Source organism: Paenibacillus oryzisoli (assembly GCF_001653565.1).
GTDB lineage: Bacteria > Bacillota > Bacilli > Paenibacillales > NBRC-103111 > Paenibacillus_E > Paenibacillus_E oryzisoli.
Genome location: NZ_LYPB01000049.1, coordinates 271182 through 293873, shown reverse-complemented (window position 1 = coordinate 293873; position 22692 = coordinate 271182). Strand labels below are relative to the sequence as shown.

Annotated in this window: 18 protein-coding genes; 15 read left to right on the top strand and 3 right to left on the bottom strand. The window is 44.6% G+C overall.

Annotation, left to right across the window (positions count from 1 at the left end; all coding sequences use genetic code 11):
* Positions 1-321: 321 nt before the first annotated feature.
* Positions 322-873, bottom strand: coding sequence for a helix-turn-helix domain-containing protein (locus tag A8708_RS07250; protein ID WP_068662821.1), 552 nt, complete (start codon positions 871-873; stop codon positions 322-324).
* Between the two features lie 142 nt (positions 874-1015).
* On the opposite strand from A8708_RS07250, the gene A8708_RS07245 reads away from it, so the two are divergent.
* From A8708_RS07245 to A8708_RS07230, 4 genes are all read left to right on the top strand, one after another.
* Positions 1016-1675, top strand: a complete 660-nt coding sequence (locus A8708_RS07245; protein WP_068662820.1) for an alpha/beta hydrolase — start codon at positions 1016-1018, stop codon at positions 1673-1675.
* A gap of 8 nt (positions 1676-1683) precedes the next feature.
* Positions 1684-2454: a DODA-type extradiol aromatic ring-opening family dioxygenase gene (locus A8708_RS07240; protein ID WP_068662819.1), complete on the top strand. Its 771-nt coding sequence runs from the start codon at positions 1684-1686 to the stop codon at positions 2452-2454.
* A 28-nt stretch (positions 2455-2482) separates the two neighbouring features.
* Positions 2483-3844, top strand: a complete 1362-nt coding sequence (locus tag A8708_RS07235) for a hypothetical protein (RefSeq protein ID WP_068662818.1) — start codon at positions 2483-2485, stop codon at positions 3842-3844.
* A 62-nt stretch (positions 3845-3906) separates the two neighbouring features.
* The gene (locus A8708_RS07230) at positions 3907-4668 is read left to right on the top strand and encodes a GTP cyclohydrolase II (RefSeq protein ID WP_068662817.1); all 762 of its coding nucleotides are present in this window, start codon (positions 3907-3909) and stop codon (positions 4666-4668) included.
* Between the two features lie 79 nt (positions 4669-4747).
* On the opposite strand, the gene A8708_RS07225 is transcribed toward A8708_RS07230, so the two are convergent.
* Positions 4748-5845, bottom strand: coding sequence for a GntR family transcriptional regulator (locus A8708_RS07225; RefSeq protein ID WP_068662816.1), 1098 nt, complete (start codon positions 5843-5845; stop codon positions 4748-4750).
* Between the two features lie 304 nt (positions 5846-6149).
* On the opposite strand from A8708_RS07225, the gene A8708_RS07220 reads away from it, so the two are divergent.
* The 9 genes from A8708_RS07220 (at position 6150) to A8708_RS07180 (ending at position 18348) form a co-directional block, all read left to right on the top strand.
* Positions 6150-7766, top strand: a complete 1617-nt coding sequence (locus tag A8708_RS07220) for a xylulokinase (RefSeq protein WP_068662815.1) — start codon at positions 6150-6152, stop codon at positions 7764-7766.
* Positions 7767-7768: 2 nt separating this feature from the next.
* Positions 7769-8464 carry an L-ribulose-5-phosphate 4-epimerase gene (locus tag A8708_RS07215; RefSeq protein WP_068662814.1) on the top strand — a complete coding sequence of 232 codons (696 nt, stop codon included), beginning with the start codon at positions 7769-7771 and terminating at the stop codon, positions 8462-8464.
* Positions 8465-8506: 42 nt separating this feature from the next.
* On the top strand, positions 8507-9931 hold the full coding sequence (gene araA, locus A8708_RS07210) for an L-arabinose isomerase (protein WP_068662813.1): 1425 nt from the start codon (positions 8507-8509) through the stop codon (positions 9929-9931).
* A 253-nt stretch (positions 9932-10184) separates the two neighbouring features.
* Positions 10185-12089 carry a 1,4-alpha-glucan branching protein GlgB gene (glgB, locus tag A8708_RS07205; protein ID WP_068662812.1) on the top strand — a complete coding sequence of 635 codons (1905 nt, stop codon included), beginning with the start codon at positions 10185-10187 and terminating at the stop codon, positions 12087-12089.
* A 7-nt stretch (positions 12090-12096) separates the two neighbouring features.
* Positions 12097-13278 (top strand): glucose-1-phosphate adenylyltransferase, encoded by a 1182-nt coding sequence (locus A8708_RS07200; RefSeq protein ID WP_068662811.1) that lies wholly within the window; start codon positions 12097-12099, stop codon positions 13276-13278.
* Positions 13279-13296: 18 nt separating this feature from the next.
* Positions 13297-14439 (top strand): glucose-1-phosphate adenylyltransferase subunit GlgD, encoded by a 1143-nt coding sequence (gene glgD / locus A8708_RS07195; protein WP_068662810.1) that lies wholly within the window; start codon positions 13297-13299, stop codon positions 14437-14439.
* A gap of 12 nt (positions 14440-14451) precedes the next feature.
* Positions 14452-15267: a PPK2 family polyphosphate kinase gene (locus tag A8708_RS07190; RefSeq protein WP_068662809.1), complete on the top strand. Its 816-nt coding sequence runs from the start codon at positions 14452-14454 to the stop codon at positions 15265-15267.
* Between the two features lie 29 nt (positions 15268-15296).
* Positions 15297-15842 (top strand): DUF1003 domain-containing protein, encoded by a 546-nt coding sequence (locus A8708_RS07185; protein WP_082927319.1) that lies wholly within the window; start codon positions 15297-15299, stop codon positions 15840-15842.
* Between the two features lie 229 nt (positions 15843-16071).
* On the top strand, positions 16072-18348 hold the full coding sequence (locus A8708_RS07180; protein WP_068662808.1) for an FAD-dependent oxidoreductase: 2277 nt from the start codon (positions 16072-16074) through the stop codon (positions 18346-18348).
* A gap of 48 nt (positions 18349-18396) precedes the next feature.
* Here A8708_RS07180 and A8708_RS07175 read toward each other — a convergent pair whose 3' ends face one another.
* Positions 18397-20637: a helix-turn-helix domain-containing protein gene (locus A8708_RS07175; protein WP_068662807.1), complete on the bottom strand. Its 2241-nt coding sequence runs from the start codon at positions 20635-20637 to the stop codon at positions 18397-18399.
* 303 nt (positions 20638-20940) lie between these two features.
* On the opposite strand from A8708_RS07175, the gene A8708_RS07170 reads away from it, so the two are divergent.
* Positions 20941-21801: an ABC transporter permease gene (locus A8708_RS07170; protein WP_239696596.1), complete on the top strand. Its 861-nt coding sequence runs from the start codon at positions 20941-20943 to the stop codon at positions 21799-21801.
* Positions 21795-22655: a carbohydrate ABC transporter permease gene (locus tag A8708_RS07165; RefSeq protein ID WP_068662806.1), complete on the top strand. Its 861-nt coding sequence runs from the start codon at positions 21795-21797 to the stop codon at positions 22653-22655. The genes A8708_RS07170 and A8708_RS07165 overlap by 7 nt, the downstream gene beginning before the upstream one ends.
* The last annotated feature ends 37 nt before the right edge of the window (positions 22656-22692 follow it).

Sequence of the window (22692 nt, the reverse complement as noted above, 5' to 3'; positions counted from 1 at the left end):
AAAAATTGATTCAATGGAAGGAATTTAACTACAGGATATACAGTTAATCATTCGAATTAGCTAAATTCGTTTCAAATAGATGGAGGAAATCCAGCTAAATTACGGAAGCTCGTTCTCCGGGCTACCGCCATCTTATACCGAACCTAAATAAAGGCCAACCAGAGATTCTAGTTAACCTGATAATGCGAAAGAGAGGCGTCTGAGGAAGTCAACATAGACTTTGAGATAGCCAATTTATATACTAATGGCGGAGTCAATTGAGTTGGGACACTTTATATTCGAACCAATTATCCAATGTCCGTGTCTTTCGTTAGCTAACTTTTAGATAAGGTCTTGTCCAATGTCACTTTCTGTATAGATCGATATGAGTACGATTGCCGTATCTTCCCCTATATTTCTTACCACATGGGGAGTACATGCGTTCCAACTAAACGAATCACCCTCTCCGAATTCAGCTCCATCCTCTCCCTGCTCTGCGTATATTCTTCCTGAAACGACCATATGAACCTCTTCACCTTCATGAGCGTGAGGCACATCGCCTATCGAGGCTCCTGGCGGGAACTCTACCAACATCATTCTAACGTTCTTCGTAGAACTAAGATGTTCCACTTTCAGCTTCTCGGAACCGCTTGTTGTGGTTCTTCGTTCATTCTTTCGAACAATATGCATGCGATCTTCTTTTTTAAGGAGTAAATAAGCTAAAGGTACCTTCAAAGCCTGAGCTATATGCTCAAGCGTTGCTATAGAGGGGGATGTTTTATTCGTTTCAACCTGACTCATGAAGCCTTGGGACAAGCCGGTTTCTTCGCAAATTTGAGCGATGGTAATATTTTTTCTCTTTCGAATCGCTCGTATCGTGGAGCCGATATCCATCCGCATACACCCCTTAAAAATATTAGTAATAGAAAATATAATTTTATATTAGCAATTTATATATTGACAAGTCAATTCATTATGATCTAAATTAGTTATATAAACTTTATTTCTTTATTACTAATATTAATGGGGGATCATGATGAAACCATTTTATCAATATGACATTCATTTACCGACCAAAATGGACCCGGCCAAGCAATATCCAGTTGTCTTTACCCTGCATGGCAAGGGCTCCAATGAGAACAATATGTTTGGCTTAGTCGCTCCGTTGGCTGACCATTTCATTATTATCGGTATCCGCGGCAATCTACTCCTTGGCTCAGGTTACCAGTATTATGATTTGAAAAGCCTAGGCAATCCTATACGTGAGATGTTTGATGAAGCGGCTAAACAACTCGAAGCTTTCATTTATTATGCAACGGAAAAATATCCAATCGATCCAAGCAAACGGTATTTGCTGGGCTTTAGCCAAGGCGCAATCCTCTCGATGACACTAGCGCTTACCATGGGAGATGAGCTGAAGGGAATTGTTTCGCTGAACGGGTATGTTCCTGATTTCGTGAAGACGGAGTATTCGCTACGAAGTGTGAAGGATGTATCGGTATTTATTTCACATGGCGAGTATGATTCCGTCTTCCCTGTTCGGATCGGGCACGAGTCGGCGGCATACTTCAGGGATAAGACACAGCATTTGACATTTAAATTATATGCAACTGACCACGGTGTAGCTGAAGAGAACCAATTAGATTTTCTGAACTGGCTTAAGCAAGATGCTGGTTTGACTATAATAAAGGAGTGAGAAGCGATATGATGCCTTCCTATTTTTTCGCGCATGGCGCCCCGTCGATCGTACTTGAAGATAACGAATACACACAACTGCTAAAGAAATTTAAGGACAATACACCTAGACCGAAAGCCATCGTGCTCTTTAGCGCCCACTGGGAAGAGTCGAAGCAGTCTGTCGGAGCTGCAGAAACGTATGAAACCATTTATGATTTCGGCGGGTTTCAAGACGAACTCTATACGATGACCTACCCGGCCAAGAGCGACCGAGCGCTAAGTGATCATGTTCGTGCCCTGTTTGAGAAACAAGGCATTCAGAGCGTTCTGAATGAGAGCAGAGGACTTGACCACGGAGCTTGGGCGGTGTTGAAGCTGTTATATCCGGAGGCGGATATACCGGTTGTCGCCTTATCCGTGAATCGTCATCTGAGTAACGAGGAGCAGTATCAGATCGGCAAAGCGTTAGGGGAGCTTAGGGAACAAGATGTTCTGATTATCGGAAGTGGAGGAACCGTTCATAATCTAAGAAGATTGAATTGGCAATCACAAGGAAACGATAATTGGGCAGAGCAATTCGACAACTGGCTTCAGAATAAGCTGGAGTCATGGGATACTGAGGCGCTATTTCAATATCATGAGCTAGCCCCTAATGCCCAAGAAGCTGTGCCAACCAATGAACACTTTATTCCTTTGATTCTTGCAATGGGATCAGGGGACGCGAATCGTCAAGCGAAGCTGCTTCACCGCAGCTACCAATACGGCAACCTAAGTTTAAGTTGCTGGCAGTTTAACTAATGAAGCTAAATGAAAGAGGGCGGATCAGATGATATCCGCAGGTAAAGCCGCAATGGAGAGGGGGATTACTTTCTCCATTGCCGTGGTTTATATTGTTCAGCAACTGACGCAGTTGGAAATGCTAACGCCAATACTGGGATGCCTTGTTTTCTTAGCCATCGCCATATTGTTGCCGAATCTTAAAGGAGTCACCTTCTGGCTTTCAGTATCCTTTATGGTTGCCGGGACTGTGCTCATGTTGTTTCAAGAAGTGGGGGCTTCCGTATGGTTCGAATCGGCTGGAATCAATGTGACGATCGTAACGCTATTTCTTTTCGCGCCCCTGTTCGGGATTCCCGTACGGATTCCTCAATACGTCGAAGCACTGAAACGTTTCTATGAAGAAAACTTTCGCAGCAAAGCAGCTTTATTCATAGGAACGCAGATTCTTACGCAAATTATGGGTGTATTTATCAACGTCGGCTCGATTCCTGTCGTATATCAAATGGTTTTGGTAAAGCCGCAACCCGGTATGTCGCGGCTGCTTGCCAATGCATTAAACCGAGGATTTGCAGGGGCGATACTATGGTCGCCGTATTTTGCTGCCATGACGCTCGTGACAACGGCGCTTGAATTGCCATGGTCGTCTGTTCTTCCTTATATGCTGGGATTAGCTTTCCTAAGTCTTGTTGTGAGCTTTGCGGTCGATTTCCGGGAAATACAGGGGGCTGAAACAGACGGAACGAAACGGGAGTCGATTAAGAAGCAGGGAAGTGCCGTTTTTCCGATTGGGCTTGGCATATATTTACTATCAGCAATCTTGGCTATATTGATTTTGGAGCGGTTGATCGAGCTGCCGATGGTAATATTAATTTGCATGGCGGCGGTATTATTTCCGCTCATTTGGTGCATGGCTAATGGAGCGATGGCCATATACAGACAAGGGTTGAAGAATCATGTTACCGTCACGCTACCCGCTTTGCAGAAAGAAATCACACTGTTCTTGGCTGCCGGATTTTTTAGCGGTTCCATTGGTGCAACCAAGTTCGGATCCTCGATTCCGGCAATGCTGGAACAGATACCACTATCTGTATCGATTACCTTCTCGCTATTCACAGTGCTTCTCATCGCCGGATCATCGTTAATCGGTCTTCACCCGATCGTACCGGTAACCATTCTTGCGGGTGGCATTGATCCGGCAAGTGTAGGGATCAGTCCGTTATATTTCGCAGTGCTGTTGTTGGGAAGTTGGAGCTTATCCAACCCCATATCACCGGCCTCGGCCGTGAATAACTTGCTAGCGGGTCTATTTAAGAAGCCAGTGTTTGAAGTGGTCGTGCCCAATTACAAATTTGCTGGCTGTATGGCGATCGTGCTAATCATTTATGTGATGGTTGTATTAGGAAATTAAGAAAGACAGAAGATAGGATGGGTCGGAAATCCCACATGCTCTTTTGAAAAGGAGAAAAATTCATGCCTGTTGTACAAAGTTTTGATCCTAAAGTGATTTCGCTTTTACAAGAGAAAATAAAACTGATCAAAAAGGGCGAAGGGGCGGTATATCTTGTTGGACCTATCGGGCTGCCGGTTAACTTATTTGGGGAGACCATCCAGTTTAAGTGGTACTGCTGGCTCAATTGCGATGAAGTAACGGAAGACTTTGAGCGTATTATCGCCAAATTATCTTCTGCTAATTTAGCGGAATATCAACAATCGAGTGTTCTTGTCCATGGGGATTTTGAGCAGGCAGATCATGCCTTGATTCGGTTTCACTCCATCTGTCATACCGGAGACATCTTTGGCAGCAAGCGATGTGACTGCGGCTATCAACTCCATCAGTCGTTGAAACATATTGCCGATCATGGGAATGGCGCGTTATTTTATCTAGCGAATCATGAAGGACGAGGTATAGGGCTCTTTAGCAAAGCGCTTGCCTATATTCTACAAGAAAACGGATACGATACAGTGGATGCGAATCTTCAACTTGGTTTTGTGGATGATTCACGTGATTATAGTGACGCGATCCAGGTATTGAAAGCACTCCGAACTAAGCCGGTCACACTGATGACAAACAACCCCAAGAAATTAGATGCGCTTAGTAGAGCAGGTCTGGATATAGAGGATCGCGTGCAGCTGTGGGGAGATGTCTCCGAGTATAACGAGAAGTACTTGAAAACGAAAATCGAGCGATCCGGGCATTTGAACGCCGACGAAGGCTGTTGCAATAATGATTAACCTGAGATCTAGAACAAGGAGCCATCCCGCAAGTCTGGGTGGCTCCTTGTGTTTTCGATGAAGGGAAATTTCTAGCAGGTCAGTTAGGTTCAGCTAGGATGTCCTTCACGGTTTCACCCTCGATTAGCACGGGTTGGTAATAGGTATTGGTAGGTAGGTCTTTTTTGCCTTGCAAATTTTTGATGACCCAGTCTGCTGCGTCACGTCCCATTTGTTCTTGCGGGTGCGTCAGCGTTGTTAGTTTGATATTTGCGCTTTTGGCGATATATGAATTGTCCTGGCCAATAATGGATAACTCGTCCGGAATGGAGATCCCAAGTCTTCCGCAGACATGTACGACTTCCAAACCAACCTCGTCGTTGTAACACACAAGCGCAGTCAATTCATCCCGATTGTCGTTCAGGTACACCTCCAAGTTAGAGGACAGGTGTGGCTTCGTCGACGTATCGAAAGAAAGCACATGTTCAGAGTGGAATCTTAATTTGGCTTCCCCAAGCGCCTTAATATAACCCTTCATTCTATACTTCCCTTGCAAATCGTCCATTTTCGCGACAATGCCGATCTGCTTATGCCCTTTGGCAATCAGTTCTCGAGTTGCCAGATAGCTGGACTGCACGTCATCCAGACAGAAGAAAGGAACCTCCAATTCTTCATAATAGGCATTAATCATCGTAAATGGAATCTCCTGCTCCCTAAATGCCAAATAATAAGCGATGTTCGGGTTGTATTCATTACTTCTTGTAGGCTCAATAATGAGTCCGTCGACGCCGTAGGCTAACATCATTTCCAACGCCTTTTTTTCTTGGGCGATATCATTATTTGTACTGGCTAGTAGTAACGAATAGTTGTCTTCATTCAATCGGCTTTCAATGCCGCGGATAATGGAGGGGAAGATGTAATCTGAAATGTAGGTCGTGATGACGCCGATCGTTTTTTTCGCAGCACTCCCGCCCGATTTGGTTCGATATTGACTGCTAACGAACGTCCCAGATCCTCTTTCGCTTCGTAAGAAACCTTCATTCGATAACTCTAGAATGGCCTTTCGAACGGTCTGCCGGCTAACGTTGTAGCTATCCTGCAAAGTGGATTCCGAAGGGATCTGCTCGCTTGCTTTGTACGTTCCTGAAAGGATATTACTTTTTATATCATCAATGATTACTTGATACTTTGGTTTCATGCAATCCACTTCTTTCATTGTTGTCAGTAAAGTTGTACGTACAGGTTTTAAGTTGTACGTACACATTTTAACATGAATCGTATGGATTGCAAATACAGGTGATGTGAATCCCACTAGTTGTTCTGTACTTATCCCTATTAGAGGCAGTAAGAGTTATCTTAGGAGACAGGGTAGACATTCATGTAGGTATAACTAATGAAAGTCGTTGACAAATGTACGTACAAAAAATATACTGATGTTGTTAGTTCGAGAAATAAAGTTGTTTACGTGTATTACCGCGAATAGAGAGGGGATTTATGTGATCATGAATCATCTAGATTTGAAAGAAGCGATAACCAAGGGAGAAACTTCGCTGGGTATTGAATTAGGATCTACGCGGATTAAAGTGGTGCTGATTGATCGTCAATTCGAGACCATCGCATCGGGAAGTTACGAGTGGGAGAATCTGTTGAAAGACGGATATTGGACATACAACCAGGAGGATATTATCACAGGTCTCCAAACTGCGTATCGCGAAATGAAGCAGCAAGTGGAACAGAATTTCGGAGTCACGCTCCAGACAGTGGGCTCAATCGGATTTTCCGCTATGATGCACGGATATATGGCATTCGACAACAAAGGTGAGCTGTTAGTGCCGTTTCGGACTTGGCGCAATGCAACAACAGGTGCGGCTGCAAGGGAACTAACGGACTTATTTCAATTTAATATTCCTGAGCGATGGAGCATCGCGCATTTATACCAAGCGATATTAAATCAAGAGGAGCATCTGCCTCGCATTGATTTCGTGACGACGCTGGCCGGTTACATTCACTGGCTGCTGACTGGACATAAAGTCATTGGAATTGGAGATGCTTCGGGTATTTTTCCCATTGATGAAGCAACCCATGACTACCATCCTGCAATGGTTAAGCAGTTCGATGAACGAATCGCAGCCAAAGGCTACCCGTGGAAGCTGGAGGATCTTCTTCCTAAGGTATATCTTTCCGGCGAGCAAGCCGGTGAATTAACGGAGGCGGGAGCCAAGCTTCTTGATCCAGCACGGGATCTGCAGTCTGGCATTCCATTATGTGCTCCGGAAGGCGATGCCGGCACAGGTATGGTGGCGACCAATAGCGTTAAGAAGCGTACGGGAAACATTTCCGTGGGCACTTCCGTGTTTGCGATGATTGTCCTAGAGAAAGAACTGGCAAAGGTATATCCAGAGATCGATATGGTGACGACGCCGGATGGCAGTCCTGTCGGTATGGTGCATGCCAACAATTGTTCCAGTGATCTCAATGCCTGGATCGGATTGTTCCGTGAGTTCTCTGAAACCATGGGATTCAACGTGGATTCTGGGGAATTGTTCAGCAAACTACTTAACAAAGCGCTCGAAGCGGACCCGGATGGCGGGGGTTTGCTTAGCTACGGCTATCTCTCGGGCGAAAATATTACCGGCATCGATAAAGGCCGGCCGTTGTTCGTTCGTTCGCCGGAGAGCAATTTCAATTTGGCGAACTTCATGCGTACGCATCTATTCACGGCGTTCGGAGCCCTCAAGCTCGGTATGGATATCCTGACGGAAAATGAAAAGGTGGCCATCGACAGTATTTTGGCTCATGGCGGCCTCTTCAAGACCCCTGTCGTCGGACAAAAGATGTTAGCGGCTGCGCTGAACGTGCCGATCTCGGTGATGTCCACGGCTGGCGAAGGCGGAGCATGGGGCATGGCGCTACTGGCCTCTTACCTGATTAATAAGGATCAGGACCAAAGCTTGGAGCATTTCCTCGGAGAGAAAGTATTCAAAGATGTCGAAGGACAGGAAATTACTCCGGATGCGACGGACGTTAGCGGGTTCGAAGCATTCATCCAACGCTACCAGGCAGGGCTAGCTATTGAACAGGCTGCTGTATACCATATGCTAGAGAACGGGAGGGGCTAACGTTGTTAGAACAGCTGAAAGAAGAAGTATATCAAGCGAATCTAGACTTGCCGAAGCACGGACTGGTGAAATTCACTTGGGGCAATGCGAGCGCCGTCGATCGGGAAAGCGGTCTGTTCGTCATTAAACCAAGCGGGGTCAGCTACGAAACGATGAAGCCGAGCGACATGGTCGTTGTAGATCTCGATGGCCGTGTAGTCGAAGGAGAGCTTAGACCTTCCTCCGATACTGCGACGCACGCGGTCTTGTACAAACATTATCCGCAAATCGGCGGCATCGTCCATACCCACTCTACTTGGGCAACGATCTGGGCCCAAGCAGGATTGGATGTACCAGTCATGGGTACGACGCATGCGGACACCTTCTATGGCGCCATCCCTTGTGCGCGCTTTTTGACCCAAGAAGAGGTTGACCGGGGGTATGAAGCTGAGACAGGTCGCGTGATTATCGAGACTTTCGAGAAACTTGGCGTGGATGTTATGGCAATTCCTGCTGTCCTTCTTCAAGGTCATGCGCCGTTCACTTGGGGGAAAGACGTGAAATCAGCCGTAGTGAACAGCGTCGTGCTGGAAGAAGTGTGCAAAATGAATTTGTACGCGAGACAACTAAACAACTTTGCCAAAGAATTGCCGCAAGGCATTTTGGATAAGCACTATCTTCGTAAACATGGGAAAGATGCCTACTACGGGCAGAAGTAATGGCATTATTCATTATAAAATAGAGAAAAGAGGATGATCAGGATGTCAGCAACAGCTACTAAACAGTTCTGGTTTGTTGTAGGATCGCAGCATTTGTACGGGGAAGAAGCTTTGGCTGAAGTTAAAGCTCATGCACAGACGATGACAGATGCTTTGAATAACAGCGGTGTGCTACCATATCCGCTTGTATTGCAAGACCTGGCTATCTCCGCAGATAAAATTACAACCATCATGAAAGAGGTCAACTATCGCGACGAAGTAGCGGGTGTGATTACGTGGATGCATACATTCTCACCTGCAAAAATGTGGATTCGCGGTACGAAATTACTGCAGAAGCCTCTGCTTCATTTGGCAACCCAATATAATGAAAGCATTCCTTGGGCAACGATCGACATGGACTTCATGAACCTAAATCAGGCCGCCCATGGCGACCGTGAATACGGCTTCATCAATGCTCGCCTGAAGAAACAAAATAAAATCGTAGTAGGCTATTGGGAACGTGCGGAAGTCAAGAAGCAGATAGCGGATTGGATGGACGTAGCTGTTGCCTATAACGAAAGTTTCAACATCAAAGTTGCCCGTTTCGGCGACAACATGCGTAATGTTGGCGTTACGGATGGAGACAAGGTTGAAGCTCAGATTCAGTTCGGCTGGACTGTGGACTACTACGGCATCGGCGATCTCGTGCAATACGTGAATGCCGTGACCGAGCAGGAAATTGACATTCTGATGGGCGAATATGCGGAACTTTACGAATTCGATTATGGCACGAATAGCAAAGAAAATTGGGAAGCCAGCGTCAGAGTTCAAGCGAGCTATGAAATCGCGATGAAACGCTTTTTCGACGAGAGAGGCTATAATGCTTTCACCACGAACTTCGAGGATCTGCATGGAATGAAACAGTTGCCAGGCCTTGCCGTTCAACGTCTCATGGCGCAAGGTTACGGCTTTGCCGGTGAAGGCGACTGGAAGACGGCCGCAATCGATCGCTTGTTGAAGGTGATGAGCCGCAACCAGAACACGGGCTTTATGGAGGATTACACGTACGAGATGGCGATTGGTCAGGAATCCATTCTTCAATCCCATATGCTCGAGGTAGATCCAACCTTGGCAAGCAACCAACCGAAAATCATCGTTTCCCCGCTCGGGATCGGTGGTAAAGAAGATCCGGCGCGTCTGGTATTCGACGGTAAAGCGGGCGAAGGTGTCGTCGTATCTATGGCGGATTTCGGTACGCATTATAAACTGTTAATCAACGAAATTTCTGCATTCGAGCCGACCGTTCCAGCTCCTAATCTTCCCGTGGCTAGAGTTCTGTGGAACGTAAAGCCGAACTTCCAAGATGGGGTAAAAGCTTGGATCGAGAATGGTGGAGGCCACCACACTGTCGTTTCCTTGAACCTGACGACAGACCAAATCGTGACCTACGCGAAGTTGGTTAACTTAGAATACGTCGTCATTAAGTAATTCATCATTCTTGGAAGCTGAAGTGTGGCAAAAATGCATATAGGCAACATAAGGCATAGCCTGTGGGAGAATATCCCACGGGCTATTTATGTATTCTTCTTTTTGTAATATAAATGCTACAAAAAACACTGAACACGAGCCATTTAGGTATCGTGCTATTTTGAAATTCGTGCAAGAAGTTATACGTCTGTTGTTTCAATTTACCAAGATATGTGTAATTAGGATTAAACTCGACACACGGGGAGGAAACGGCATGACATTGATTGCCTCGAAATCAAACAAGGAAGCTTTCTATTTGCTGCATGAGGGCACACAATATCAAAGCTACCAATTTCTAGGAGCACACTTGGAAGAAAGAGATGGCTGCAAAGGAGTCAACTTCGCTGTGTGGGCGCCGAACGCCAAAGAAGTCAACGTATCTGGCAGCTTTAACGGTTGGGATGGAACCCACCATGCAATGACCATGCAAGATGGCATTTGGTCATTGTTCATACCTGAACTTGAAGAAGGAACTCTCTATAAATATGAAATCGTTACGCTGGACGGGGATCGATATCTAAAAGCGGATCCATATGCGTTTCAAACGGAAGTTCGACCAGAAACCGCTTCGATTATTACTTCGCTTGAAAATTATGAATGGCAGGATGAGGACTGGGTGGCGAATAACTCCTCGGATCAACACTTGCAGCGGCCGCTTCTCATCTATGAGGTGCATTTGGGCAGTTGGAAGCGCAAGGAGGACGGCGGATTTTATAGTTATGTGGAACTAGCAGATGAACTCGTCGATTACGTTCACGAGCGGGGGTATACCCATATTGAGCTCATGCCACTAGCCGAACATCCGCTTGACTCATCTTGGGGATATCAAGTAACTAGCTATTATTCCGTGACAAGTCGGTTTGGATCACCGAGGGACTTTATGTACTTTGTTGATCGTTGTCATCAAAAGGGAATTGGCGTAATTATGGACTGGGTTCCTGCCCATTTTTGCAAGGATGCGCATGGCTTAGGCCGATTTGACGGTTCGCCCTTGTACGAATATGCGGATAGTCGCAAAGGTGAGAATCCGACTTGGGGGACATATATTTTCGATTATGGGAAGCCGGAAGTCGTCAGCTATTTGATTTCGAATGCGCTCTTCTGGATGGATAAATATCATGTGGATGGACTAAGAGTTGATGCTGTGTATAGTCTGTTAACGTTGAATTTTAATCGGCCGAAAGAGGAATGGATTACGAACGAACATGGCGGAGAAGAGCATCTGGAAGGAATTGCGTTTCTTCAGAAATTAAATGCAGTTGTATTTTCCAGGTATCCCGATATGTTGATGATTGCAGAAGATTCCAGTGCCTTTCCAGGTGTGACTACACCTGTTGACTATGACGGACTCGGTTTTAATTACAAATGGAATTTAGCGTTTACCTCGGATACGCTGTCATTTATGAAGAAGAATCAGAGCGAACGCAACGGACAGGAAGATCAGTTAACCCGCTCACTGTTAGGGACAAGGGATGCGAATTATGTCTTACCCTACTCCCACGACGAAGTGAATTATCCGAACAAGTCCTTGTTAGGTAAAATGTCGGGGGACGATAATTGGCAACGTTTTGCTAATCTGCGTGTACTGTATGCCTATTTGATGGCTCATCCGGGCAAAAAGCTCGTGTTTATGGGCACTGAATTCGGTCAAATGAACGACTGGAATGCAGAAGGTTCCTTGGAATGGGAATTGTTGAGCCATGAAGAGCATCAACAATTTGCCGAATTTGTGAAGGAGATGAATCATTTTTATAAAGGAGAAAAAGCATTGTGGGAACTTGATTTTGAGCCCAGCGGCTTTGTCTCCCTAGTTGCGGAAGAGAAAGAGGATAGTTTGGTAACGCTCTTACGAAAAGCGAAGAGTGGCAACGATCAGCTGATTCTCATTAACAATTTCAAGATTGAAGCGCATGAAGGATATCGCCTTGGGGTCCCAGAGCCTGGGGGCTATCAGGAAGTTTTTAACAGCGATAAGTTAGAATTCGGCGGTTCAGGAATAACGAATGCAGAACGGTTGGAAACTGAGGAATGGTCTTGTCAAGGATATGCTCACAGTATTTCAGTTAACATACCGCCACTTGCAGCGGTAATCCTCAAATATATGCCTAAGGAAGGATGAGATTAAAGTGAAGAAACAGGAATGTGTAGCTATGTTATTAGCAGGTGGTGAGGGCAGCAGACTTAGTCCGTTAACGAAAAATATTGCAAAGCCAGCTGTCCATTTTGGTGGGAAATATAGAATTATTGACTTTTCTTTGAGCAATTGCACCCATTCGGGAATTGATACGGTAGGCGTGTTGACACAGTACAAACCGGCCACTCTGCATGCTCATATCGGAAACGGGGAAGCTTGGGGAATGAAGAGTGATAGAGGCGGGATCTCTCTCTTCGAAAGACAAGTTGGCGCGCCTAATGCTTACTCGGGGACAGCAGATGCCATCTATCAGAATTTGGACTTTCTTCGGAAACAGGATCCAAGTTATGTGTTAATTATTTCCAGTGATCATATCTACAACATGGATTATCGCGCGATGATTGAGCATCACAAGGCAACTGGTGCGGATGTGACCATATCGGTGACGCCTGTGAAATGGGAGGAAGCGAGCCGGTTTGGGATTATGAGCACGGATGACAACCACCGGGTGACAGCTTTTGAAGAGAAACCACTGAAACCCGATAGTAATCTAGCTTCCATGGGTGTGTACTTGTTCAATTGGGATGTTCTTCTGTCCTCTTTGGAACAAGATGCGCAAGATCATACCTCGGACCATGATTTCGGACACAATATTATTCCAGGACTACTGGCTGGAGGTGCCCATTTATCTGCGTATCCATTTGAAGGATATTGGAAAGATGTAGGTACAATTCAAAGCCTATGGGAATCCCATATGGATTTACTTGGCTATACGCCGAAGTTGCAGTTGGACCAGGAAACGTGGCCTGTACTGACCAAAAAGAAGAATCTCTCGAAAGCGCATGTTGCCTTAACGGCCAGAGTCAATAATGCGGTAATCGGTGATGGGACAACCATTTATGGAAATGTCAGTCATTCTGTGATCTTCGATAACGTACGGGTTGGGGAAAATAGCAGAATTCTCAATAGTGTCATCATGCCAGGTGTGCAAATTGGGAAAAATGTACTTATTAGCAATGCGATTATCGGAGAAGGCGCGATTATTAAAGATGGAGCTGTTGTAGGCCAGATGGATGGATTCGAGATTACAACCATTGCGGAGAGAACAACAGTAAGACGTCAGTACCCAGCTGTTATTCCGGCCAAGCTAACCAATCAAGTGTACTTCGGATAATCCAAGGAGGCATATAAGATGAAGGATATTCTTGGGATGATCAATTTGATGAATGAACAGGATGATTTATCTACACTTACACGCAATCGCTGCGTAGGTGCTGTACCTTTTGCAGGTCGTTACCGTATAGTCGACTTTGCGCTCTCGAATATGAGCAATTCCGGTATTCAGAAGGTTATGCTGCTTGCGAATGACAAAGCGGATTCCCTTCTTGAACATGTCGGTGACGGTTACCATTGGGGCTTAACGATGACGGGGGAAAGCGGCGTAACGATTCTCCCTCCTTGCCAACTCGCTAAAGATATGCGTGGGGATCTCTTTCACCTGTACAGTCATATTGATATTCTGAAGAATTGTACCGAAACCTATATCCTGCTTGCGCCTAGCAGCGTAATCTACCATATGAATTTCGAAAATATGGTCGATTACCATCTTAACAATGACGCAGATATTACGATTCTCTATAAGCATGTGATGGAGATGGATCGTCATGCACATATCGGTCATGCGTATAACTTGGAAATGAACGATCAGGGCAGGGTCATAAGTGTCGCACCAACGTACCATGCATTACCAAGCTTGAAACCACAAAATATCGATTTGGATACGATGGTGATCAAGCGAAGTCTGCTCATTGAATTAATTGAACAAAGTATGAAGCTAGGTAGTGAAAGGTATCTGAAAGAAGTCATCTGGAACCGCTTGGGAGATATTCATGTGCAAGGGTATGCCAATCATGGGTATGTGGCAATAATGGATTCGATTGATAGTTACTATGCTCATAGTATGCATCTTCTGCAACCGCAGGGGTGGCGTGAATTCATGATAAACCATGAATCAGTCTATACAAGACAAGAGGAAGAACTGGAAACGGCATGCCATCATCAAGCATTGGTGCGTAATTCCTTCATTGCACCTGGATGCAGCATTGAAGGGTATGTGGAGAATAGCATTCTGTTTCCAGGTGTAAAGGTGAATCGCGGCGTTAGCATCAAAAATAGTATCGTGATGCACCAGTGTGCCATTGAAGCGAATGCCTATTTGGATCATGTCATTTTGGATAAACAAGTTGTTGTGGAGGAAGGGGCTATCTTACGCGGAGAGTTCGCCCACCCCATTGTGGCAGAGAAATTCGTGGGGATTCAACACATGACACGGTAGAGGAGGTCAACTATGTCTAACAGCGATTTCCGATGGGAACCTGGTAAAAAAGTGCATTTATCTGAATTAGATCCCAACGATACAAATGCTCATCAAGAAAGAGATGAAATTGAGCTTAATATGGCACGTTTAAGGGAACGGTTAGAAGCTCTTCAAAACATGTTGTATGCAGAAAAGCGACAGTCTGTTCTGTTCGTTATTCAAGGCATGGATTGCAGTGGGAAAGATGGTGTGGTAAAGCATGCGCTTGGTAGTTTGCATCCCCAAGGATTCCAAGTTACGAGTTTCCGAACACCAACAGAAGAAGAGGCATCTCATGATTTTCTGTGGCGTGCGCATAGAGCAACGCCAGCCAAAGGCATGATTGGAGCTTTCATCCGGTCTTACTATGAGGATGTACTGATCACCCGCGTCCATGGAACGATTGACGAAGTTGAAACCAAACAAAGGTTCAAGCATATTAAACATTTTGAGAAACTGCTGGAGAGTAGTGGTGTTAAGATTGTTAAGATTTTCCTGCATATTTCGCAAGATTTCCAATTAGCCAAACTTCGAAATCGACTCAAGGATCCAACAAAGCGTTGGAAATTTGATAAGAACGACTTGGTCGAACGTGAATCTTGGGACGAATATCAAGAGGCATATGAGGATGTGATCAAACACTGCAGCTCGGAGTCAGCACCTTGGTATATTGTCCCTGCCAATCATCGCTGGTATCGGGATTGGGCGGTACTGCAAATTGCCGTGGCAACGTTAGAAAGCATGGATTTAACTTATCCGGAATCGGATCAGGAGTTTGATGAGAAGCTCCTCGCTACATTGCAGTAAGTTTGGCCTAGGGAAGAAGGGACAGGAGTATGAATAAAGAGATAGGAAAAGCGACGGAAGGCGCACAAACCACAGATGATGTCACATCGGAGAAGTTGTTTCATGAATTAGATAATGATCCTAACTTTAAGTTGGATAATGATCAATTAGAACGCATAGCCTCCATTGTAAATGCGTATAAAGGGAACATTAAATCCCATTTAATTGAGCAGCAGGAGAAGAAGACTTCTAGGGCTGATCGGCTTGCTGATGGCATTGCAAATTTCGGTGGAAGTTGGGCATTTATCTTGCTATTCAGTTTGTTCTTGATCCTTTGGATGTCCATTAATGTCATGAGTTTCGCCTTCGATAAACCCCCGTTCATCCTGCTAAACCTTATCCTTTCTTGTATTTCGGCCTTTCAAGCTCCAGTCATTCTCATGAGTCAGAACCGACAAGCTTCTAAAGATAAACAGGAGGCGATCCTTGACTTCGCAATTAATTATCATGCAGAGCAGGAAAATATGGAGATCAAGGTCCTGTTGGAAAGATTGGATCAAAGGCTTGCAAGAATTGAGAAACAGGATAGTAGGTAGTGTCTTCATACATAAGTAGTTGATGAGAGGCTCCTGGGAGGGAGCCTCTTTGTGTTGGTTGGGGGATATCTGCGTGAAACCACACAAGGTTTTCGTTGCTATCAGAACCAACATAAAACTGAGAACTATACATTTTGGGAATGAAGGCTTACAGTATCCCTTATCAACGAATTCATTATTGAAGTATGTTGTGGAGTCAATGAGTAACTGAATGACAGGGGGGTTAAGGTTGCAACAGATACATGATTCTTATGATGTGATCGTATGTGGCGGTGGATTAGCGGGGATATGTGCTGCAATTGCAGCAGCAAGAAATGGTGCACGAACATGCCTTGTACAGGATCGTCCTGTATTCGGCGGAAACAGTTCATCTGAAATTCGTGTATTTCCACAGGGAGCAGCGAATTACAATGCTTATGCACGAGAGACAGGTATTATCTCAGAATTGTTGATCGAAGAACGTGCGGTGAATCACGAGCCCAATAGTGAGAATGGCAGAACAAATAGTGTCTGGGATCTCATCTTATATGACAAAATTATAAGTACCCCCAATTTATCGCATTATCTGAACACATCCGTGTATGCATTGGAAATGGGGGAAACCAAGGAGATCAAGGCGATTCACGCTAGAATTGGAAACGCGGAGACTAACCTTACCCTGTATGCCAATGTATTTATTGACTGTACTGGGGATGGCATCTTAGCTGCATTATCCGGTTGTGAGTGGCGAATGGGAACAGAGGGACAAGCGGAATTCGGTGAGCACCATGCTCCCCTAACAGCAAGCTCTGACGTGATGGGGAGCTCGATTCATTTTCGTGCCAAGGATATGGGGAAGCCTGTACCCTTTCAGGCACCTGCCTGGGCATATCATTATGATAACCCCGATGTATTCTATAAGGGGGGCCGCGTTCCGCATGATCCGGAGGGTGGGTTTTGGTGGATTGAACTAGGTGTACCCTGGCATACAATCACTGATAACGAGTTAATTCGGCATGAATTAACCCGACATGTGCTGGGCATATGGGATTATATGAAGAATAAGGATCCTGATTTAATGGAAAAGACTAAACAGTATGCACTTGACTGGATCGGGCAAGTTCCAGGCAAACGTGAGAGTCGTCGAATTATGGGGCACTACCTATTAACGGAAGCAGATCTTGTCAATCAGCCTGTGTTTGAAGATGAAGTTGCCTTCGGTGGCTGGTATATTGATTTACATAAATCTGGAGGATTACTTGCTGAATACAGTGAGCAATCGGTCGCTGATGGTGAGAATTCGGATTATATGAAGAAGAGCTATATCCCTCCTTATGGCATACCACTACGAAGCTTAATAGCTAAGGACGTATCTAATCTGTTGATGGCGGGGCGCAATATTAGCGCATCTCATGTGGCATTAGGAAGCACCCGAGTGATGGGGACAACTGCTTTGCTAGGTCAAGCGGCAGGTACGGCTGCTGCAATTGCACTCAGCCGAGGGGAGAGCGTAACGAACTTGTCGGCAAGTACAATCACGGCGCTTAAACAAAGGCTGATACGAGACGATTGCTTCTTGCTGCATGAATCAAATCAAGATGTGATGGATCTGGCTAGAACGGCAAAACCTTCGGCAAGTAGTGAAGCGAGGCTGCGTCGAGTTGAACCGAGACAAGTAGTCAACGAGGATGACACCCTAGATGAAGGCGAGCTTCTAAGTGAGATGCGTGGTCAATGGATTGCAACAAGCACAGAGCAAGTGGAGGCGCTCGCCGTGTGTTTAAGTAATTCTACGAATCAGACACAGTGGGTCGAGGCTTCGCTAGTAGCAGTTCGACACATTTGGGACTATGCAACGGATATTGAGCCTAAGCTTGCTCAAACTAAACTTGCGGTTCCACCTGGCAAGCACCATTGGATTCGCTGGGAAATGAATATGGAATTGAAAGCAAATCAAACTGCAAGTTATATTCGTCTAGACATCGGAGCACATCCGCATCTGTACTGGCATAAAGCTGCCGATATGGTACCAGGCATGGCAGCCGCAGCGGATATGGGCAATGGGCTTATGCGAAGGGTTGGAAACGGAGAAACGTTGGCTTTCCAGATTGAACCTGAACAAAGCAGCTATCCCGTTACACATGTACTAAGCGGCGTTACGAGACCTTATAGGAGTACGAATCTGTGGCGTTCATCACCTTCGGAAATGATGCCCCAGTGGATAGAATTAACGTGGGGTGAGGAACAAGTTATTTCACAGGTAGAAGTAACTTTCGCAGGAAATTTGCTGCGTGATTATCGCTTTTACGCGCCACTTAACCAGGACCCACAGTGCGTGAAAGTTTATGAGCTACAAGCATGGATAGCAAATGGTTGGGCTACTTTGGACCGGGTGGATAATAATTACAATCGCAAACGAATTCATCGTCTCGCTCAAGCCGTTCATACAACACAGATACGAATTCTCATTCATGAGACCAATGGTGATCCCAGCGCGGCTGTTTATGAAGTCAGGGTGTATGAATAAAGTCCAAGGAGTCCTGTTACATGCAGGACTCCTTGGACTTTATTTAGGCTAGGATTGCGTGTGCTCATCACGATACTGGCTAGGCGTCATCCCCGTGCCTTTCTTGAAAGCAGTAAAGAAATGGCTTTTGGACTGGAAGCCAGACTGAGAGGAGATTTCGGCAATCGACCATTTGGTTTTGATCAGCAATTCCTTCACTTTCTCAATGCGTCGCTCCAAAATGAAATCGGAGATCGAGATATCATTCTGCTCTTTGAATATCACACGAAGATAATTGACTGAGAAATTCACATGATTAGCGATATCATCAATGGTTAGCATGGCATCGTGAAGATGATTGGAAATGTATTCAACAATCTCAGGGAAAATATCTTCCTTCTGTGTACGACGATTGGACATTTGTTCAATGAGATTCATAAGTGTCTCTTCAACCCAAACATGAACTTCTTTCAAATTGTTGAATGGTTCCAATTGGCTGCGTATGCCGACCATACCACCAGGTGTATTCAATTGTTTAAAAGATTTCTGTAGCACATACAGAAGCTGTATGAGCTGGAGTTTGCTCTCATCAGCAGGCAAGTCTTGCAACTGATTGAACAATTGTTGGAGTTGTCGTTGCAGGGCATCCGTATCCCGAATACGAATCGATTGAATAAATGCTGTTATTTGCTCGGTATCCAACCCATTGAATGGGGTATTCATGTATGTCGCTTTTCGATCTTGTGGTGTATAGATGGCATTCTCTCCTGTAATAAAGGAGATTTCAGTTAGTTCATACGTCATTCGATAGATATGATGGATATTTTCAGTTGGCTCGATGGGATCACTACATCCAACGGTTATGGCGACCTTGATCCATTGCAGGACGTGATGTTTAGCATCTCCAAGTATACCTAGGAGTTCTTGCTCACTATGTTTCTGTGTATCAGGAACGGAGAGCACAATGACGATATGATCACTCCCGAGATCGGAGGTCTCTGCTTTGAGTCCATAAGTTCGGAGAACTTCCTCCATCACGTTCTGTATAGCAAATTTCAGCAATTTCCGGGATTGAAAGTTGTAAGTTTGACAGAAGGCGGTATAATCCTCAATGCGACAGACCACTAACCGAATCGGCTTATTTAAACGAATGGTTAGCTTCTGTTGAAGGTCTTCACGTAAGGAGGGACCAACCGTATCGCTTAAGATCCACTGCCTGAGCAGTTCATCTTTGACAATGGAATCATTGTTTTTAAGCGAGCGATTCTGTTCCTCAATGCGATGAACCAACGTATCAATTCCTAACTTGAATTCCGTATGTAAGGAAGAAATCGACAGTGCATTCTCTGACAGTTTCGCTCCTGTGGTGTACATACGAATTTTACCCAGAATCTCTGTTAATGGTTTGTAATTGTGCTTAGATAAGAAATAAAGAATGACTAGCAGTAGAGCAATCATGAGAAAGAAAGAGCCTAATACCTTGAAGTTCAGCACCAAGAGTTTATTTTTCCATATCCCCTGAGGGGATAGCAGAAACAGTTGCCAGTCTTCATCTGAAAAGGTAATGGATTGAACGCCCCAGTCTTGTCCATCGGATCGCCATTGATTTCCTGCATGTATGATGTCACCTGCGCTAGATGCGCTAACATCTCCCATAAGCATGTTCTGGTCTTTATCGACCACGAACCATTTTCCTTCGAACTCATTATTGCTTAGCAGAAGATCCTCAGCGAGAAAAGTTTTATCTAGAACAATCATAAGGCGGCCATTGGGCGTTTGGTCTATGCCACCATTAGGAAGAGATAGTGTCAACTCCGTCTGCCCCATGAAGGTCACTTTAGAGAAATTAAGCGGTTGCATCGTTTGATTGACAACTTGCTGGAGCATGGCTTGATCGGGAAAGTTATCGAAAGGGACCGGTCCGCTTTTTGCCGAGAAGACTTCGCGAGAAGACAGATTGAATAAATACACATCTTGAATGAGTCTCTCTGTACTTAGAAATTCACCAATCTTTAAATCAATGAGATGATTCAAATAGGAATCCTTCGCAGTAGCCGTGAGCCAGTAGCCAATATTTCGCTCCTGATACAGCTGAATAGAACTTACTTTTAACTTGCGTAACGTAATTTCCATCGTATTTTTGAAATGATTAAGCTTAACGGCCGTACTTCCATTTACTTCATTGATCGCATATTTCGAAATTTGTTGGGAGAGGAAAAGCGAATAGAGCAACGCCATTCCGACAAAGACCATCCCTATGATGAAAAAAATACGCATGTACAGTTCTTTGAAATGAATCCATCTTAGCAAAGCTGCCAACCCCCAAGTTTATGAAAATGGAAAAATCTCCGTAATGTGTCCCTTCCATTGTCTCAGCAGTCTTATTAGAAAGCAATCATCTAAGAGGGTTTCATGAGATTGAAAACCTTGTGTGAAAAGGAGAACTTGACGTTATGTGAATCACAGAACCGTCTTCAAACTAAGAACTATACAACGTTTAATCAAGCGAATAGAGTAAGTCGTATCAACGGATTTGAAGCACGCAACCGAGATCCAGAAAGAAAGGTGAGTCTTATATACAAGCGAATTATTCTTCACAAAGCACATTATCTCATGTTGTTTCCTGGCCTTCTATATTATTTCATCTTCAAGTACGTACCGATGGGGGGCGCCATCATTGCGTTCAAAGATTTCAACATCTCGGGTGGGATTTGGCATAGTCCTTGGGCTGACCCGTGGTTCAAGCATTTTAAATATTTCTATGATTCACCTTACTTTACGCAAATTATGGTCAATACCATGCTCATTAGTGTATACAAACTCTTCTGGATTGTACCGCCTGCTATCATTCTAGCTATTCTATTATCAGAGATTCGATGGAAAGCTTTTAGAAATGTTATTCAGTCTATTATGTATATGCCGCATTTTATTTCATGGGTGATTATTTTCGGAATCTCCTTGGCCTTATTCTCGGAAGCAGATGGACTAATTAATATGATACTGAAGAACTCCGGTCTGAAAACGATTCCTTTTCTAACGTCGAATGAATGGATCCGATCGTTAATTGTAGGGACGGATATTTGGCAAAATCTAGGGTGGGGCACTATCGTTTACTTAGCTGCTATTGCCGGCATTGATTCAACCTTGTATGAAGCGGCTAGGGTGGATGGAGCTGGCCGAATCCGAATGATTTGGCATATCACTTTACCCGGGATCCGTAATGTGATTATCCTGATGCTAATCCTTCGTCTTGGCACAATTTTGGATGCTGGATTTGAACAAATCTACGTGATGTACAATATTCAAGTGTATGAGAAAGTAGATATTATTGATACTTGGGTTTTCCGGACTGGCTTAGAGCAGTTCAATTTTAGCTTGGGAGCAGCCGTAGGACTTTATAAATCAATCATTGCACTGATCTTAGTTCTCGGTGCGAACACTTTAGCGAAGCGAGTAGGTGGAAGCATATGGTGATGGATTGGAGAGAACGATTTTTTGAGGGCATTATTTATGTCATTCTCTTACTTATGGCTGTCTGCTTTATATTTCCATTGTTGTACGTGTTATCCATGTCACTGACCCCCTTTAGCGAGGTTATGAAAAATGGAGGCTTTATCATCATTCCGAAGCATATCTCGTTTGAGGCGTATGCACTATTTCTAAAGGATGCTACAATCCCTAGAGCGTTTGGTGTTTCCCTATTTGTCACGATCGTCGGAACTGCATTAAACGTCTTGCTTACGGTGCTCATGGCTTATCCGCTAAGTAAGAAAACATTGCCTGGGAGATCCATTATTCTCTTCCTAATCTTATTTACGATGATGTTCAATGGGGGGATTATACCGACCTACCTTATCGTCAAAGAGACTGGATTGTTGAATTCCGTATGGTCGATGATTATCCCTTCAGCCGTAGGCACCTTTTCTCTCCTCATCACAAAGACCTTCTTTGAAAATATTCCTGAGGAGATTATGGAAGCGGCAAGAATAGACGGGGCTTCGGAAAGCCGAGTTCTGGTTAGTGTTCTATTGCCAATGTCCGTACCCGTGGTTGCTACAATCAGTACCTTCTATGGTGTGATGCATTGGAATGAGTTTTTCAGCTCTATCTTATATATTACGGATGAATCGTTATATCCGCTGCAAGTTGTCTTGCGAAGCATTTTAACCTCATCCATGTCAGCTGAAATTAATTTGGAGAATACCGTTCCTTCCACAACCTTGCAAATGGCGGGCGTTATCCTAACGGCACTTCCGATTGTAATTGTTTATCCTTTCATTCAAAAGTATTTCACTAAAGGAATGCTTATTGGCGCAGTGAAGGGATAACAGTTAACATATATTTAAGATCAAAAAGGGGAGATGT